Raw genomic sequence first — 14,930 nt, forward strand, 5'->3', positions numbered from 1 at the left:
CCATGGCAACGATCAAGGATGTGGCGGCGCTTGCGGGTATTTCCTATACCACGGTGTCCCATGTGGTGAACAAGACGCGCCCGGTCAGCGAGCCGGTACGCGTCAAAGTCGAGGCGGCGATCAAGCAGTTGGACTACGTGCCCAGCGCCGTTGCGCGCTCGCTCAAGGCCAAGACCACGGCCACCATTGGCTTGCTGGTGCCCAATAGCCTCAACCCGTACTTTGCGGAGCTGGCGCGTGGCATCGAGGATTACTGCGAGCGCAATGGCTACTGCGTGATTCTCTGCAACTCCGACGACGACGCTGAAAAACAGCGCAGTTATTTGCGCGTGTTGCTGGAAAAACGCGTCGACGGCTTGATCGTGACGTCTGTGGGCGGCGATGACAGTGGTCTTGCCGCCGGCTTGAGTGCGGTGCGCACGCCCATGGTGATTGTCGACCGGGCGCTGGATGGCATTGATGTCGATCTGGTACGCATCGATCACGAAGAGGGCGCTTATCTCGCCACCCGCCACCTGCTGGAACTGGGGCATCGGGACATCGCCTGTATCGGTGGCCCGGTGCATACCCGGGTAGCACAGATGCGTCTGGCGGGTTACCAGCGCGCGTTGCGCGAGGCGGGGGTCGAAGTGTCGGCCAGCCGTATCCTGGAAAGTGACTTCACCAGCACCGGAGGTTATGCCGCAGCCGTGCAGTTGTTGTCGGGAAACCCGCCCAGTGCGATTTTCGCCAGCAACGATATGATTGGTTTTGGCGTGCTGCGCGCCGCCGCGGAGCGCAATCTGCGTGTGCCGGGCGAGCTGTCGGTGATCGGTTTCGATGACATTCAGATGGGGCGCTATGTCTACCCCGCGCTGACGACGGTCGGGCAGTCGATCCTGCAATTGGGCGAGACGGCGGCCGAATTATTACTGCAACGAATAGCAACCCCCCAACTGCCGATCGATCAACGCATCGTGACGCCCAGCATTGTTTTGCGTGAGTCGACCGCGCCATTGGCCGATGTGTTCGCCCAATACCGCTGAACCGAATTGATGAGTACTGATGTATGCCAGCAAAAGTAGTGGTAATAGGCAGCTTGAACATGGACCTGGTCACCCGCGCCAGTCGTTTGCCACGTGCCGGTGAAACCCTGATCGGCCAGACGTTTTCCACCGTTCCCGGCGGCAAGGGCGCGAACCAGGCCGTCGCATCGGCCCGTCTGGGCGCGGATGTCGCGATGGTCGGTTGCGTCGGCACTGACGCCTACGGCAGCCAATTGCGGGAAGCGCTGCTGGTGGAGGGGGTCGATTGCCAGGCGGTCAGTGCCGTGGAAGGCTCCAGCGGTGTGGCGTTGATCGTGGTGGATGACAGCAGCCAGAACGCCATTGTGATTGTGGCGGGCAGCAACGACCAGTTGACGCCAGCGTCTCTGAAAAGCTGCGACGCGGTGTTACAGGCGGCAGATGTGATCATCTGTCAGCTTGAGGTGCCGATGGATACCGTTGGGCAGGCACTCAAGCGGGGGCGTGAGCTGGGCAAGACAGTCATTCTCAACCCCGCCCCGGCGAGCGCACCGTTGCCTGCCGAGTGGTATCACTCGATCGATTACCTGATCCCCAATGAAAGTGAGGCCACTGCCCTCAGCGGTGTGACGGTCGACTCGCTCGACAGCGCCAAGGTCGCCGCGACCGCGCTGATCAAGGCGGGGGCGGGCAAGGTCATCATCACCCTTGGCGCCCAGGGAGCACTGTTTGCCGACGGCAAAGGCTTCGAACAGTGGGTGGCGCCGAAGGTCAAGGCGGTCGATACCACGGCCGCTGGCGATACCTTTGTCGGTGGCTTTGCCGCCGCGCTGGCCGCAGGCAAGAGCGAGGCCGAGGCGATCCGTTTCGGCCAGGTGGCGGCGGCGTTGTCAGTGACCCGTGCCGGTGCTCAGCCATCCATTCCTACACTGCAAGACGTACAAGGTTTTGTGCCCTCATGAAAAAGACACCTTTGCTGAATATCGCCCTGTCGCGGGTCATCGCATCGCTGGGCCATGGTGACATCCTGGTTATCGGTGATGCGGGTCTGCCGGTGCCTCCCGGCGTGGAGCTGATCGACCTGGCGCTGACCCAGGGTATTCCGGATTTCATCAGCACCTTGCGCATCGTGCTGAGCGAAATGCAGGTTGAAAGCCACGTGCTGGCGGAGGAAATCCTGCTTAAACAACCGCCTGCACTGGGCGAGCTTGATGCGCTCGCAGAGCAGGCGGCGCTGGGTGAAAGGCGCCTACTCAGCCATGACCAATTCAAGCAACTGAGCCGCAATGCCCGCGCGGTCGTGCGCACGGGCGAGTGCCAACCTTATTGCAATATCGCGCTGGTGTCCGGCGTAACGTTCTAGCGTCCCCCCTTATGACAAGGAGTGTTTTATGCATACCCTGAAAAACCTTTTCCGGAGTGTTCTGCTTTTGTCCGCGCTCACTGCTGCAAGCGCCCAAGCGGCGGAAAAAATCGACCTGATCATCGACACCGACCCTGGGGCCGATGATGTGGTGGCGTTGCTGTTTGCCATGGCCTCGCCGGAGGAGTTGAAGATTCGTGCGCTGACCACCGTCGCCGGTAATGTGCGCCTGGACAAGACCTCTCGCAATGCGCGCCTGGCGCGTGAGTGGGCAGGGCGCGAAGATATTCCGGTGTACGCAGGTGCGCCAAAACCGCTGCTGCGCACACCGATCTACGCAGAGAATATTCATGGCAAAGAAGGGATTTCCGGCGTCACCGTGCATGAGCCCAAGAAGGGCCTGGCCGAAGGTAACGCCGTTGACTACCTGATCAAGACCCTGAGCAGCGCCGCGCCGCACAGCATCACCATCGCCATGCTTGGCCCACAGACCAACCTGGCGCTGGCGTTGACCCAGGCGCCGGAAATCACCCAGGGCATCAAGGAAGTCGTTGTGATGGGCGGCGCGCATTTCAATGGCGGTAATATTACGCCCGTGGCCGAGTTCAACCTGTTCGCCGATCCGGTCGCGGCTGAGATTGTGCTCAAAAGTGGTGTGAAGCTGACTTACCTGCCGCTGGACGTGACTCATAAGGTCCTCACCAGCGACGCCCGCCTTAAAAAGATTGCCGACCTGAATAACAACGCGAGCAAGGTGGTCAGCGCCATTCTGAATGAGTATGTCAAAGGCGATATGGAGCACTACGGGATTCCGGGTGGTCCGGTCCATGATGCTACCGTGGTGGCGTACCTGCTCAAGCCTTCGCTGTTCAGCGGTCGCGAGGCCAATATGGTCGTAGACAGCCGTGAGGGCCCCACCTTCGGCCAGACCATCGTCGACTGGTACGATGGCCTCAAGCAGCCGAAGAATGTGTTCTGGGTCGAGAACGGCGACGCCCAGGGCTTTTTCGATCTGCTGACCGAGCGCCTGGCGCGTCTGAAGTAGGGTGCTTGACCCGGTCGACGTTCGTCGTCCGGTCCTTAATCGCGCGTTTGCGCCCCCATGTAGTCGGCCGGGTATTTCTCGAATACCTGGCCGATGAACGCTTGTGCCGCCTGTGTGCCCAGTTCCTTGACCAGCAGGTCGATACCAATGATCGCCAGTTCTTCAGCGCTTCCAGGGCTGTAGGAGCTTTGGCCTTGGGGCCATTTGGCTTTGATATCGGCTTGGAGCGTTACGGTGGTCATGGAAATCTCACGGGCTGAAAATACGAGGCAATGCACTGGAAAGCGGTTCCAGCGGGCGCAGTTAAGCATTTTGCGGGGCATTTGGCACTGCTACTTAGGCATGAGGGAGGGGGCTGTGCGACACTGGCGCCCTGTTTAACGGCCGGGAAACTGCGCGTGCAAATCGATTTGAACAAGCCCGATAACCTTACGCTGGAGGCTGTGCGCCAACTGCTTGGCAGCGCCAGTGACGATGAACATACCCAATTGCGGGTCAGCAAGGCGGGCATCGCCTACATTTCGTCAGGGGTGGTCGGAGGGGCTGAGGTTGATGGCCTGCTGTTTCGCCTGGAGACCTGGGCCAAAGGGTCCGGCTATGTCGGCATCGTGGCGGCCAGCGATGAAGTCTGGGTCATGCAGATTTTCAACGCGCTCAAACAGAACTGGCCAAAACCAGCGTCTGACTACATCGACATCTACTGAATACGTTCATATCTAGTCACGATTGACCGGGCGCCTGCCGGCCGTGAGTCAGGCAGACTTGCGCGCAGGCGGTTAACGTCTTGAAACCAATCGCCTTGACTGCTGTCGCACGATCTCTGTCCATTTTTTATCATAGGAGGCTTCATGCCTTGGAAGCTCGCATCATTCGGTACTTTGTTGGCAGCACTCGCGTTGGCGGGTTGCAGCACCCCGGGTGCCTCTGAGCCAGGCAAAGATGCCACCGTGACCGATGCCGGTCATAGCCGCTGTGAGTCGAAGGCCGCCGAGTTCGCGATCGGCCAGAAAGCCTCGCCGCAACTGCTGGAGCAGGCGCGTACGCGTGCCGGCGCGCAGAACGCACGTATCCTCAAGCCCAACGATATGATCACGCTGGAGTATCGCTCCGACCGCTTGAACCTGAACACCGACGACAACCTGGTGATCACGCGGGTCAATTGCGGCTGATAGCGCCTCTTTTATAGCGCCCATAAAAAACCCCATCACATGGACGGGGTTTTTTTAGCTCAGCGGGGAATTACTCGCCGCGAACTTGTGCAGCTTGCATACCCTTTTGGCCTTTCTCAGCCACGAAGGAAACGGTTTGGCCTTCTTTCAGGCTTTTGAAACCGTCGCTTTCGATAGCTTTGAAGTGTACGAACAGGTCGTCACCGCCACCTTGAGGAGTGATGAAGCCGAAGCCTTTTTCATCGTTGAACCATTTAACGGTGCCGGTTTGGCGATTAGACATGGTGTATCTCCAAGAAACATATATTTTCAGTAGTACTGTGCTGCTCAGGCCAACTGGGCACACCGAGCTATCATAGTCGAAATGTTCGACTTGGGAGCCCCCCCAAGGCACTGTTTGCTCATCAATAGCGCTGCATTGCGGGTTTGGATCGGCTGAAAGCCCCGATCTACGGGGCTTTGGCTCGAAATATCAACTGATAAAAAAAGCCGTAAAAGCTGCGTATTTTGTGAGAAATGGCAGTTTTTGGGCTGTTTTGCTCAGCGCAAAGCAGTGGTGTCAGTGGAAAATCTTACTTTTTCTTCACGACTTTGCAGGACGAAATTGCCGCGACGGCTTTGTTTTTAAGCTCCGGGCTGGCGTTCTGGTTGGTCATGAGTTCCTTGATTTCGGCGGTGCTCAATTCTGCGTTGATCTTGTCAGCGCCGCATTCGCAGTGAGTCTTTGCGGTTTTGGCATCCACGTTTTGGCTGGCTGCCGCGCTGCAGTCATTAATAAAGCTGTCCCGTGCGCCCGCTGGCCAGTTCGAGGGGGCTGCTGCCTGCGCACCGAGCGAAAGGAGGGTCAGGGAGGCAGCGAGGGCGAGGCTGGAGGTAAAACGCATCATGAAATGCTCCTGGGGTTTGAGGACGAACGGCAATTCTCAGTGGGTTTGAGGGGTAGCGTACAGCTCAAGTTCACTTTCGCGACCATAAAGCCTGGAATTTGCTATTGCATGAAGAGGTGCCAGCACGATGACCGTTCATCTGTGCTAGCATCCGCCTCCTGGCTATTCCAAGGCGCGTCATTTGCCGCCTCGCCATGTCTTTTTAGCTCACTCCAGTCACTCTGGTTCGATTATCGGTTGGCCGAAAGGCTCCTGCCGCTGTAAGGCAGGCGTTCATCACTGAACGGCCTGGTGTTGGATCTTGTACTGGCTCATCCCAACCCACGTGACCTTTGGTAGGGGTCACCACTAGGAGAGGAGGCGCCATGCCAACTATTACTCTTCCCGACGGCAGTCAACGTTCATTCGATCATTCGGTTTCCGTAGCCGAGGTCGCCGCATCCATTGGTGCGGGCCTTGCCAAGGCCACCGTGGCCGGCAAGGTCGACGGCAAGCTGGTTGACGCCAGCGACCTGATCACCCGCGATGCCAGCCTGCAAATCATCACGCCCAAGGATCAAGAGGGGCTGGAGATCATTCGCCACTCTTGCGCACACTTGATTGGCCATGCGGTCAAGCAACTGTATCCGACCGCGAAGATGGTCATCGGCCCGGTCATCGACGAAGGCTTCTATTACGATATCGCCTACGAGCGTCCTTTTACTCCGGACGACCTCGCGGCCATCGAGCAGCGCATGCATGCGCTGATTGAAAAAGATTACGACGTGATCAAGAAGGTCACGCCGCGCGCCGAAGTGATCGACGTATTCACTGCCCGTGGCGAAGACTACAAGCTGCGCCTGGTCGAAGACATGCCGGACGAGCAGGCCATGGGCCTGTACTACCACGAAGAATACGTCGACATGTGCCGCGGTCCGCATGTGCCGAACACGCGCTTCCTGAAGTCGTTCAAGCTGACCAAGTTGTCCGGCGCCTACTGGCGTGGTGATGCGAAGAACGAGCAGCTGCAGCGGATCTACGGCACTGCGTGGGCTGACAAGAAGCAGCTGGCAGCCTACATCCAGCGCATCGAAGAAGCCGAAAAACGCGATCACCGCAAGATCGGCAAGCGCCTGAACCTGTTCCACCTCCAGGAAGAAGCGCCGGGCATGGTGTTCTGGCACCCGAACGGCTGGACTCTGTATCAGGTGCTTGAACAGTACATGCGCAAGGTCCAGCGCGAAAACGGCTACCTGGAGATCAAGACGCCTCAGGTGGTTGACCGCAGCCTGTGGGAGAAATCCGGGCACTGGGCCAACTATGCCGACAACATGTTCACCACCCAGTCGGAAAACCGCGACTACGCCATCAAGCCGATGAACTGCCCTTGCCACGTGCAGGTGTTCAACCAGGGCCTGAAGAGCTACCGCGAGCTGCCGATGCGCCTGGCCGAGTTTGGTGCCTGCCACCGTAACGAGCCCTCGGGTGCGCTGCACGGCATCATGCGTGTGCGCGGCTTCACTCAGGATGACGCGCATATCTTCTGCACCGAAGAGCAGATGCAGGCCGAATCCGCCGCGTTCATCAAGTTGACCATGGAAGTTTATCGCGATTTCGGCTTTACCGAAGTCGAGATGAAACTGTCCACTCGTCCGGAAAAACGCGTCGGTTCCGACGAGCTGTGGGATCGCGCAGAGTCGGCACTGGCCGCAGCGCTCGATAGTGCGGGGCTTGCGTACGATCTGCAGCCGGGTGAGGGCGCGTTCTACGGTCCGAAGATCGAGTTCTCGCTGAAAGATTGCCTTGGTCGCGTCTGGCAGTGTGGTACCCTGCAGCTCGATTTTAACCTGCCGATCCGTCTGGGCGCCGAATACGTCTCCGAAGACAACAGCCGTAAACACCCGGTTATGTTGCACCGAGCGATCCTCGGTTCGTTCGAACGGTTCGTCGGGATCCTGATCGAGCACTACGAGGGTGCGTTCCCGGCGTGGCTTGCTCCGACCCAGGCAGTGATCATGAATATCACTGATAAACAGGCAGATTTTGCCGCTGAAGTTGAAAAAACTCTCAACGAAAGCGGGTTTCGTGCCAAGTCCGACTTGAGAAATGAAAAGATCGGCTTTAAAATCCGCGAGCATACCTTGCTCAAGGTTCCCTATCTTTTGGTTATTGGAGACAGGGAAGTCGAGATGCAGACTGTCGCTGTGCGTACTCGTGAAGGTGCTGACCTGGGCTCGATGCCTGTCGCCCAGTTCGCTGAGTTCCTCGCGCAAGCGGTTTCCCGGCGTGGTCGCCCAGATTCGGAGTAATTATTATTAAGCGTGAAATGAGACAAGATAAACGAGCTGCACCGAAAGCCCCGATCAACGAGAATATCTCGGCACGCGAGGTTCGGTTAATTGGCGCTGACGGCGAGCAGATTGGCATCGTCTCGATTGATGAAGCGCTTCGTATCGCTGAAGAGTCCAAATTGGACCTGGTGGAAATCTCCGCCGACGCAGTCCCGCCTGTTTGCCGGGTGATGGACTACGGCAAGTCGATCTTCGAAAAGAAGAAGCAGATTGCTGCGGCGAAGAAGAACCAGAAGCAGATTCAAGTAAAAGAAATCAAGTTTCGTCCAGGGACGGAGGAAGGGGATTACCAGGTAAAACTGCGCAACCTGGTACGTTTCCTGAGTGATGGGGACAGGGCCAAGGTATCCTTGCGATTCCGCGGCCGTGAGATGGCCCACCAGGAGCTGGGGATGGAACTCCTCAAGCGGGTTGAACAAGACCTGCTCGAGTACGGTTCGGTCGAACAGCATCCTAAGATGGAAGGACGCCAGCTGATCATGGTCATCGCCCCGAAAAAGAAGAAGTAATCAACAGGGCACGGCAGGCCTTCTGATTATGTTTATCAACTGAATGCGGAGTATCCGAACATGCCAAAGATGAAGACTAAAAGTGGTGCTGCTAAGCGGTTTCTGAAAACTGCTAACGGTATCAAGCACAAGCACGCTTTCAAGAGCCACATCCTGACCAAAATGTCGACCAAGCGTAAGCGTCAACTGCGCGGTAGCAGCTTGCTGCATCCGTCTGACGTGGCAAAAGTCGAGCGCATGCTGCGCCTTCGTTAATTTTTGGATCAAGAATAGAGGAAGTAACTCATGGCTCGTGTAAAGCGTGGCGTCATTGCCCGTAAGCGTCACAAAAAAATTCTGAAACTTGCTAAAGGCTACTACGGCGCGCGTTCACGCGTATTCCGTGTTGCCAAGCAAGCGGTAATCAAGGCAGGCCAATACGCCTACCGTGACCGTCGTCAGAAAAAACGTCAGTTCCGCGCTCTGTGGATCGCTCGTATCAATGCTGGTGCTCGTGTTAACGGTCTGTCCTACAGCCGTTTCATCGCTGGCCTGAAAAAAGCGTCCATCGAAATCGACCGTAAGGTTCTGGCTGAACTGGCCGTGAACGAAAAAGCGGTGTTTGCTGCGATTGTCGAGAAAGCTAAAGCCACCTTGGCTTAAGTACCCCCGACAGTCACCCTGGGCTGCTCCTGCAGCCCAAGGTGGTAAACGTCTTAAATAGGGGAAGAGCCTTCAAGCTCTTCCCCTATTTTGTATCTGGAGTCTGTACATGGAAAACCTGGACGCGCTCGTCGCTCAAGCTCTTGAGGCTGTGCAAAGCGCTGAAGATATCAATGCCCTGGAGCAAATCCGGGTTCACTACCTTGGCAAGAAGGGTGAATTGACTCAGGTGATGAAGACCCTGGGAAATTTGCCGGCTGAAGAGCGCCCACAAGTCGGTGCGCTGATCAACGTCGCCAAGGAGCGTGTCACAGAGGTTCTCAATGCGCGCAAGGCGTCGCTCGAAGAGGCTGACCTTGCAGCCAAGCTCGCGGCCGAGTCCATTGACGTAACCTTGCCTGGCCGTGGCCAGGCCTCGGGCGGTCTGCATCCGATCACCCGGACTCTGGAACGTATCGAACAGTTCTTCACCCATATCGGCTACGGCATTGCCGAAGGTCCTGAGGTCGAAGACGACTATCACAACTTCGAGGCGCTCAACATCCCAGGCCATCACCCGGCCCGGTCGATGCACGACACCTTCTATTTCAACGCGAACATGCTGTTGCGCACCCATACCTCGCCGGTACAGGTCCGCACCATGGAAGCGAACAAACCGCCGATCCGCATCGTCTGCCCAGGCCGTGTGTACCGTAGCGACTCGGATATCACCCACTCGCCGATGTTCCACCAGGTCGAAGGCCTGCTGGTCGATCGCGACATCAATTTCGCCGACCTCAAAGGCACTATCGAAGAGTTCCTGCGGGTGTTCTTCGAGAAAGAGCTGGCGGTGCGCTTCCGTCCTTCGTTCTTCCCGTTCACAGAGCCATCCGCCGAAGTTGATATGGAATGCGTGATGTGCAGCGGCAAAGGCTGCCGCGTCTGCAAGCAGACCGGCTGGCTGGAAGTGATGGGCTGCGGCATGGTGCACCCTAACGTGCTGCGTATGTCCGGGATCGACCCGGAAGAGTTCTCGGGCTTTGCCTTCGGCATGGGCGTTGAGCGTCTGGCCATGCTGCGTTACGGCGTGAACGACTTGCGTCTGTTCTTCGACAACGACTTGCGGTTCCTCGCGCAATTTCGCTAGTCGTAACGAATCTTTAGGAGAGCAGGATGAAATTCAGTGAACAATGGCTGCGTGGCTGGGTAAGCCCGCAGGTAGATCGCGACGAGCTGGTTGCCCGTCTGTCGATGGCCGGCCTTGAGGTCGATAGTGTGACGCCGGCCGCCGGTGTTTTCAGCGGCGTGGTGGTGGGCGAGGTGTTGAGCACCGAGCAGCATCCCGACGCCGATAAATTGCGTGTGTGCCAGGTCAGCAATGGCGCCGAAACCTTCCAGGTCGTGTGCGGGGCACCGAATGTGCGCCCGGGCCTGAAGATTCCGTTCGCGATGATCGGTGCTCAATTGCCCGGCGACTTCAAGATCAAGAAGGCCAAACTGCGCGGTGTCGAGTCCAACGGCATGCTGTGCTCCCAGGCTGAACTGCAGGTGGGCGAGGGCAATGATGGCCTGATGGAGCTGCCGGCTGATGCGCCGGTGGGCCAGGACATCCGCGTTTACCTGGAGCTGGAAGATGCCAGCATCGAGGTCGACCTGACTCCGAACCGTGGCGACTGCCTGTCCCTGGCGGGCCTGGCGCGTGAAGTCGGCGCGTTGTACAACGCACCCGTCACGCGCCCGGTTGTGACCCCGGTAGCGGCAGTGCACGACGAAGTGCGCTCCATTGAAGTGCTGGCGCCAAACGCTTGCCCACGTTACCTGGGGCGCGTGGTCCGTAACGTCGACCTGTCCAAGCCAACCCCGTTGTGGATGGTTGAGCGTCTGCGCCGTGCCGACGTGCGCAGTATTGATGCTGCCGTCGACATCACCAACTACGTGATGCTGGAGTTGGGCCAGCCGCTGCACGCCTTCGATCTCGCCGAAATCAACGGTGGTATCCGCGTACGCATGGCTGAGGAAGGCGAAAAGCTGGTTCTGCTCGACGGCCAGGAAGTTGCCCTGCGCGCCGATACCCTGGTCATCGCTGACCATTCCCGCGCCCTGGCGATTGCCGGCGTGATGGGGGGCGAGCACAGCGGCGTATCTGCGACCACTCGCGATGTTTTCCTGGAAAGCGCGTTCTTCGATCAGATTGCTATCGCTGGCAAGGCGCGTTCCTACGGCCTGCACACCGACGCTTCGCATCGCTACGAGCGTGGCGTGGACTGGAAGCTGGCCCGTGAAGCCATGGAGCGTGCTACTGGCCTGCTGCTGGAAATCACCGGTGGCGAAGCCGGTCCGATCACTGAAACCGTCAGTGAGCAGCACCTGCCGTCCGTTGCGCCGATCACCCTGCGTGCCAAAAGCGTTGAACAGATGCTTGGCCTGGTCATTGACCCCGCTGAAATCGAGCAACTGTTGTCGGCCCTCGGCCTGGGCATTTCCTCTAGTGGGGAAGGCCAGTGGCGCGTTGAAGTGCCGAGCCATCGCTTCGATATCAGCCTGGAAGTTGACCTGATCGAAGAACTGGCCCGCCTGTACGGTTACAACCGCTTGCCGGTTCGTTATCCGCAAGCACGCCTGGCGCCACAACCCAAGGCCGAGGCGCGTGCGCACCTGCCTGAGCTGCGTCGTCTGCTGGTCGCCCGTGGCTATCAGGAGGCGGTGACCTACAGCTTCATCGATCCGAAACAGTTCGAACTGTTCAACCCAGGTGTTGAACCGCTGCTGCTGGCAAACCCGATCTCCAACGACATGGCGGCCATGCGTTCGTCGCTGTGGCCGGGTCTGGTGAAAGCACTTTCGCACAACCTGAACCGTCAGCAAGATCGCGTGCGCATGTTTGAAAGCGGCTTGCGGTTTGTGGGGCAACTGGACGGGCTGAAGCAAGAGCCGATGCTGGCCGGTGTCGTCTGCGGTAGTCGCTTGCCGGAAGGCTGGGCGCAAGGCCGCGATGCCGTGGACTTCTTCGACGTTAAAGCTGATGTGGAAGCGGTATTGGGCTTCGCCGGTGCACTGGGCGACTTTACGTTCGTGCCAGGCAGCCACCCGGCGTTGCACCCAGGCCAGACCGCGCGCATCGAGCGAGAAGGGCGCCTGGTCGGCTTCCTGGGTGCCATTCACCCCGAGCTGTCGAAAACCCTGGGCCTTGATCGTCCGGTCTTCGTGTTCGAGCTGGTCCTGGCTGAAGTGGCTTCGGGCAAAATGCCTAAATTCAGCGAGTTGTCGCGCTTTCCTGAAGTGCGTCGCGACCTGGCCCTGATCGCTGACCGTGAAGTCGCCGCCACTGCCGTTCTGGATGTAATCCGTGAAAATGCAGGGGAATGGCTGACAGACCTCAGGCTATTTGACGTCTATCAGGGTAAAGGCATTGATCCGCATAGAAAAAGCCTTGCAGTTGGCTTGACCTGGCAGCATCCATCGCGCACTCTTAATGACGATGAGGTGAATACCACGACACAAAATATCCTCACCTCGCTCGAACAAAGGTTGAACGCCACGTTAAGGAAGTGACGTATGGGGGCTTTGACGAAAGCTGAGATGGCGGAACGTCTGTACGAAGAGCTGGGTCTGAACAAGCGCGAGGCCAAGGAATTGGTCGAGCTGTTTTTTGAAGAAATCAGGCACGCTCTGGAAGACAATGAGCAGGTCAAGCTGTCCGGTTTCGGCAATTTTGACCTGCGGGACAAACGCCAGCGGCCTGGCCGCAATCCAAAAACGGGAGAAGAAATCCCGATCACGGCTCGCCGTGTGGTCACCTTTCGTCCAGGGCAGAAGTTGAAGGCCCGAGTTGAGGCTTATGCTGGAACCAAGTCATAACGACGAGCTACCCGTCATCCCAGGCAAACGCTACTTCACCATTGGTGAAGTCAGCGAACTCTGTGCGGTAAAACCGCACGTGTTGCGCTATTGGGAGCAGGAGTTTCCTCAACTCAACCCCGTCAAACGCACCGGGAACCGTCGGTATTATCAGCGCCAGGACGTGCTGATGATCCGACAGATCCGTGCGTTGCTGTACGACCAGGGGTTCACCATCAGCGGCGCGCGTCAGCGCATGTCCGGTGATGAAGCCAAAGACGACACTACCCAATACAAGCAACTGATCCGCCAGATGATCTCCGAACTCGAAGATGTGCTGGTGGTTTTGAAGAAATAATTCCGGCTTTTAAAATACTTCCACATTTCAAAAGCTTGCGGTATATTCCTCATCGCTTCGTTGCGAAGCGAACCCAGTAACACGCCTAGTCGGGGCGTAGCGCAGTCCGGTAGCGCACTAGCATGGGGTGCTAGGGGTCGAGTGTTCGAATCACTCCGTCCCGACCATATATTTCAATGACTTAGGCCAATGTTCACAGCGTCGGCCTTTTTCATGTGCGTGACATTTGGGTGACTTGTCCAATTTTCACGCCTGCTTCCTCTTCAAAATTGTCAGGACCGGTCCTCGCGAATCGGTTGCTGATACCATGTTCGCAGCTTCGATCAGATGCCCGAGCTCAGCGCCCGAGTAGTGACTGGTGATGCTGCCGTTCTTGTGTCCAAACAGTGCCTTGCGGTCTTCCTCGGTTACGCCCGCTGCGCGCAGTCGGCGGCCAAACGTGTGTTTGAGATCATGGGTCCTTATGGATGCATACCCAGGGTGAGCGGGGCGAAGGTATTCCTCCTGCCAGAGTTTCGCCGCTCTCACCCGTGCCTTCTTCCAGGCCGAGTCGTTCATACGGTGCATCGCGGTTCCGTTGTATGGAAAACCCATTCTTTGCTGATACCGCGCTGCTTTTCAATGATCGACCTAGCCACGCTATTCAGCACCACCAGGGTTTCCCGCGGGCGCTTGAACCAGTACCAAGCTCGGGCAACGCGCGGCACGCTGTAGCTGTCGCCCAGGCGCTGCAGTTTGATGAATGCCACCGGCATCTTGCCGTTATCGTCGCTGAATGCCTGCTCGAACTGATCCTGCATTGTCTGTGTCATTGCCTTGGCCCCTGTAGATGAAGACGTAGGCGAACCAGGGGTGGCGATCATAGCTTCACCCGGCGCGCCCACTGGGCGTACGGACCGTCCTCCGTATCGAAGATCCCCATCAGGAACCACTCAGGCCCAGGTGATTCGGGGTTCCAGCCATTATAGTGAGCCGCTCCGTATTCGTATGGGTGGCCATCCAGATCGCTATCTATATGCCATCCCTTCAACTCAAGGCCTTGTGTTTTCGTCCATTGAGTGTATGGCGCAGGGTCTTCGCCACCGCCGAAGCTTGGAATATCGGGGGTGATACCACTAGCCGTCCTTGTCACGCTCTACGGCAGCCCGCTGGATCAAGACGCTTTCTTCAGACATGACTGTTCCTGCTATAGCGGCTGACTTTGAAGGGGGAGGGAATTTTCAAAAGTTGTACGTGGTCTAGGTTGTTGTACAACTATTTCTGGTAGCATTCACTTCGTACAACAGGTGCTCAGACCATGATCAACAATGACGATCTTCGATTTGAATCACACAAACATCTGCTCGAAATTGATGCCTCAGTTGCCGAATTGATGAAGCTCGTTGCCTCCCGAAAGACGGCAGGCGTCGAATGGGTTCAAGCGATCGCTCGTTACGATGCTGCTCACTCCAAGTGGGTGAAGTTTCTTCTGGATGCGGCAATTTCGAATAAGTCTTAACAGACCACATAACGAGATTTCACAACCGTCAGGCAGGCCGGTCACGGGGCCGCTGAGGTAATCCCGCTTCACGAAAAGTGCTTGCCGGGCGATGCCCGGGAGGTGGTTAGGTTTAAAGAGTCGGCTACAGTTCGAAGATGATCCCTAAGGACAGATCTATGACATGCTTTATTTGCGGCGAAAAAGCGCTCGCAACCGATGTTGGCAAGGATTACGAAGAAAGAATTTGTCAAAAATGCGGGCACTATCGAATCACGAGCGCGGCGCTCATTCTGCTGAGGTCTCGCGATTGGAGCTTCGATGAGGAGT

18 protein-coding genes, 1 tRNA gene and 1 pseudogene are annotated in these 14,930 nt (G+C 57.5%); 16 read left to right on the forward strand and 4 right to left on the reverse strand.

Annotated elements, in window-relative coordinates:
- The first annotated feature begins 2 nt into the window (after positions 1-2).
- From ACQRBT_RS18305 to ACQRBT_RS18320, 4 genes are read left to right on the forward strand one after another with little or no spacing between them, the layout of a single operon-like run.
- Positions 3-1,025: a LacI family DNA-binding transcriptional regulator gene (locus ACQRBT_RS18305; RefSeq protein ID WP_060756908.1), complete on the forward strand. Its 1,023-nt coding sequence runs from the start codon at positions 3-5 to the stop codon at positions 1,023-1,025.
- A gap of 23 nt (positions 1,026-1,048) precedes the next feature.
- Complete coding sequence (rbsK, locus tag ACQRBT_RS18310; RefSeq protein ID WP_104994310.1) at positions 1,049-1,966, forward strand: ribokinase; 918 nt, start codon at positions 1,049-1,051, stop codon at positions 1,964-1,966.
- Positions 1,963-2,367: a D-ribose pyranase gene (gene rbsD / locus ACQRBT_RS18315; RefSeq protein ID WP_060756906.1), complete on the forward strand. Its 405-nt coding sequence runs from the start codon at positions 1,963-1,965 to the stop codon at positions 2,365-2,367. Before rbsK ends, rbsD begins: the two co-directional genes overlap by 4 nt.
- 28 nt (positions 2,368-2,395) lie before the next feature.
- Positions 2,396-3,412: a nucleoside hydrolase gene (locus ACQRBT_RS18320; RefSeq protein ID WP_205343516.1), complete on the forward strand. Its 1,017-nt coding sequence runs from the start codon at positions 2,396-2,398 to the stop codon at positions 3,410-3,412.
- A 35-nt stretch (positions 3,413-3,447) separates the two neighbouring features.
- Here the strand turns inward: ACQRBT_RS18320 and ACQRBT_RS18325 are convergent, their stop codons facing one another.
- Entirely contained in the window at positions 3,448-3,654 is a 207-nt protein-coding gene (locus ACQRBT_RS18325) for a hypothetical protein (RefSeq protein ID WP_060756904.1), read from the reverse strand.
- A gap of 156 nt (positions 3,655-3,810) precedes the next feature.
- Between ACQRBT_RS18325 and ACQRBT_RS18330 the strand changes: the two genes are divergently transcribed.
- A complete protein-coding gene (locus ACQRBT_RS18330) occupies positions 3,811-4,116 on the forward strand; it encodes a hypothetical protein (protein ID WP_060756903.1) in 306 nt (101 codons plus the stop codon).
- Between the two features lie 144 nt (positions 4,117-4,260).
- On the forward strand, positions 4,261-4,581 hold the full coding sequence (locus tag ACQRBT_RS18335; RefSeq protein WP_090369850.1) for an I78 family peptidase inhibitor: 321 nt from the start codon (positions 4,261-4,263) through the stop codon (positions 4,579-4,581).
- A gap of 70 nt (positions 4,582-4,651) precedes the next feature.
- Here ACQRBT_RS18335 and ACQRBT_RS18340 read toward each other — a convergent pair whose 3' ends face one another.
- Together ACQRBT_RS18340 and ACQRBT_RS18345 are read right to left on the reverse strand one after the other, a co-directional pair.
- Positions 4,652-4,864, reverse strand: a complete 213-nt coding sequence (locus tag ACQRBT_RS18340; RefSeq protein ID WP_003234260.1) for a cold-shock protein — start codon at positions 4,862-4,864, stop codon at positions 4,652-4,654.
- 289 nt (positions 4,865-5,153) lie between these two features.
- On the reverse strand, positions 5,154-5,468 hold the full coding sequence (locus ACQRBT_RS18345) for a hypothetical protein (RefSeq protein WP_081087091.1): 315 nt from the start codon (positions 5,466-5,468) through the stop codon (positions 5,154-5,156).
- 365 nt (positions 5,469-5,833) lie between these two features.
- Between ACQRBT_RS18345 and thrS the strand changes: the two genes are divergently transcribed.
- From thrS to ACQRBT_RS18390, 9 genes are all read left to right on the forward strand, one after another.
- A complete protein-coding gene (gene thrS, locus ACQRBT_RS18350) occupies positions 5,834-7,756 on the forward strand; it encodes a threonine--tRNA ligase (protein WP_412046325.1) in 1,923 nt (640 codons plus the stop codon).
- The gene (gene infC / locus ACQRBT_RS18355; RefSeq protein WP_174554058.1) at positions 7,756-8,307 is read left to right on the forward strand and encodes a translation initiation factor IF-3; all 552 of its coding nucleotides are present in this window, start codon (positions 7,756-7,758) and stop codon (positions 8,305-8,307) included. The genes thrS and infC overlap by 1 nt, the downstream gene beginning before the upstream one ends.
- 60 nt (positions 8,308-8,367) lie before the next feature.
- Positions 8,368-8,562, forward strand: a complete 195-nt coding sequence (gene rpmI / locus ACQRBT_RS18360; protein ID WP_002553160.1) for a 50S ribosomal protein L35 — start codon at positions 8,368-8,370, stop codon at positions 8,560-8,562.
- A gap of 30 nt (positions 8,563-8,592) precedes the next feature.
- Positions 8,593-8,949 carry a 50S ribosomal protein L20 gene (gene rplT / locus ACQRBT_RS18365; protein ID WP_003174975.1) on the forward strand — a complete coding sequence of 119 codons (357 nt, stop codon included), beginning with the start codon at positions 8,593-8,595 and terminating at the stop codon, positions 8,947-8,949.
- A 109-nt stretch (positions 8,950-9,058) separates the two neighbouring features.
- Positions 9,059-10,075: a phenylalanine--tRNA ligase subunit alpha gene (pheS, locus tag ACQRBT_RS18370; RefSeq protein ID WP_034099107.1), complete on the forward strand. Its 1,017-nt coding sequence runs from the start codon at positions 9,059-9,061 to the stop codon at positions 10,073-10,075.
- A gap of 26 nt (positions 10,076-10,101) precedes the next feature.
- Positions 10,102-12,480: a phenylalanine--tRNA ligase subunit beta gene (gene pheT / locus ACQRBT_RS18375; protein ID WP_104994306.1), complete on the forward strand. Its 2,379-nt coding sequence runs from the start codon at positions 10,102-10,104 to the stop codon at positions 12,478-12,480.
- A 3-nt stretch (positions 12,481-12,483) separates the two neighbouring features.
- Entirely contained in the window at positions 12,484-12,786 is a 303-nt protein-coding gene (gene ihfA, locus ACQRBT_RS18380) for an integration host factor subunit alpha (RefSeq protein WP_002553164.1), read from the forward strand.
- The gene (locus tag ACQRBT_RS18385; RefSeq protein ID WP_003174972.1) at positions 12,767-13,123 is read left to right on the forward strand and encodes a MerR family transcriptional regulator; all 357 of its coding nucleotides are present in this window, start codon (positions 12,767-12,769) and stop codon (positions 13,121-13,123) included. The genes ihfA and ACQRBT_RS18385 overlap by 20 nt, the downstream gene beginning before the upstream one ends.
- Positions 13,124-13,213: 90 nt before the next feature.
- Positions 13,214-13,290: transfer RNA gene (locus ACQRBT_RS18390), tRNA-Pro, on the forward strand.
- Positions 13,291-13,369: 79 nt separating this feature from the next.
- On the opposite strand, the pseudogene ACQRBT_RS18395 reads toward ACQRBT_RS18390, so the two are convergent.
- A pseudogene (locus ACQRBT_RS18395) lies at positions 13,370-13,797 on the reverse strand (tyrosine-type recombinase/integrase); the annotation flags it as partial.
- Between the two features lie 623 nt (positions 13,798-14,420).
- Here ACQRBT_RS18395 and ACQRBT_RS18400 point away from each other — a divergent pair.
- A complete protein-coding gene (locus ACQRBT_RS18400) occupies positions 14,421-14,621 on the forward strand; it encodes a hypothetical protein (RefSeq protein WP_090369857.1) in 201 nt (66 codons plus the stop codon).
- Positions 14,622-14,930: the final 309 nt, after the last annotated feature.

Source organism: Pseudomonas sp. R19M, from assembly GCF_050312585.1.
GTDB lineage: Bacteria > Pseudomonadota > Gammaproteobacteria > Pseudomonadales > Pseudomonadaceae > Aquipseudomonas > Aquipseudomonas palleroniana.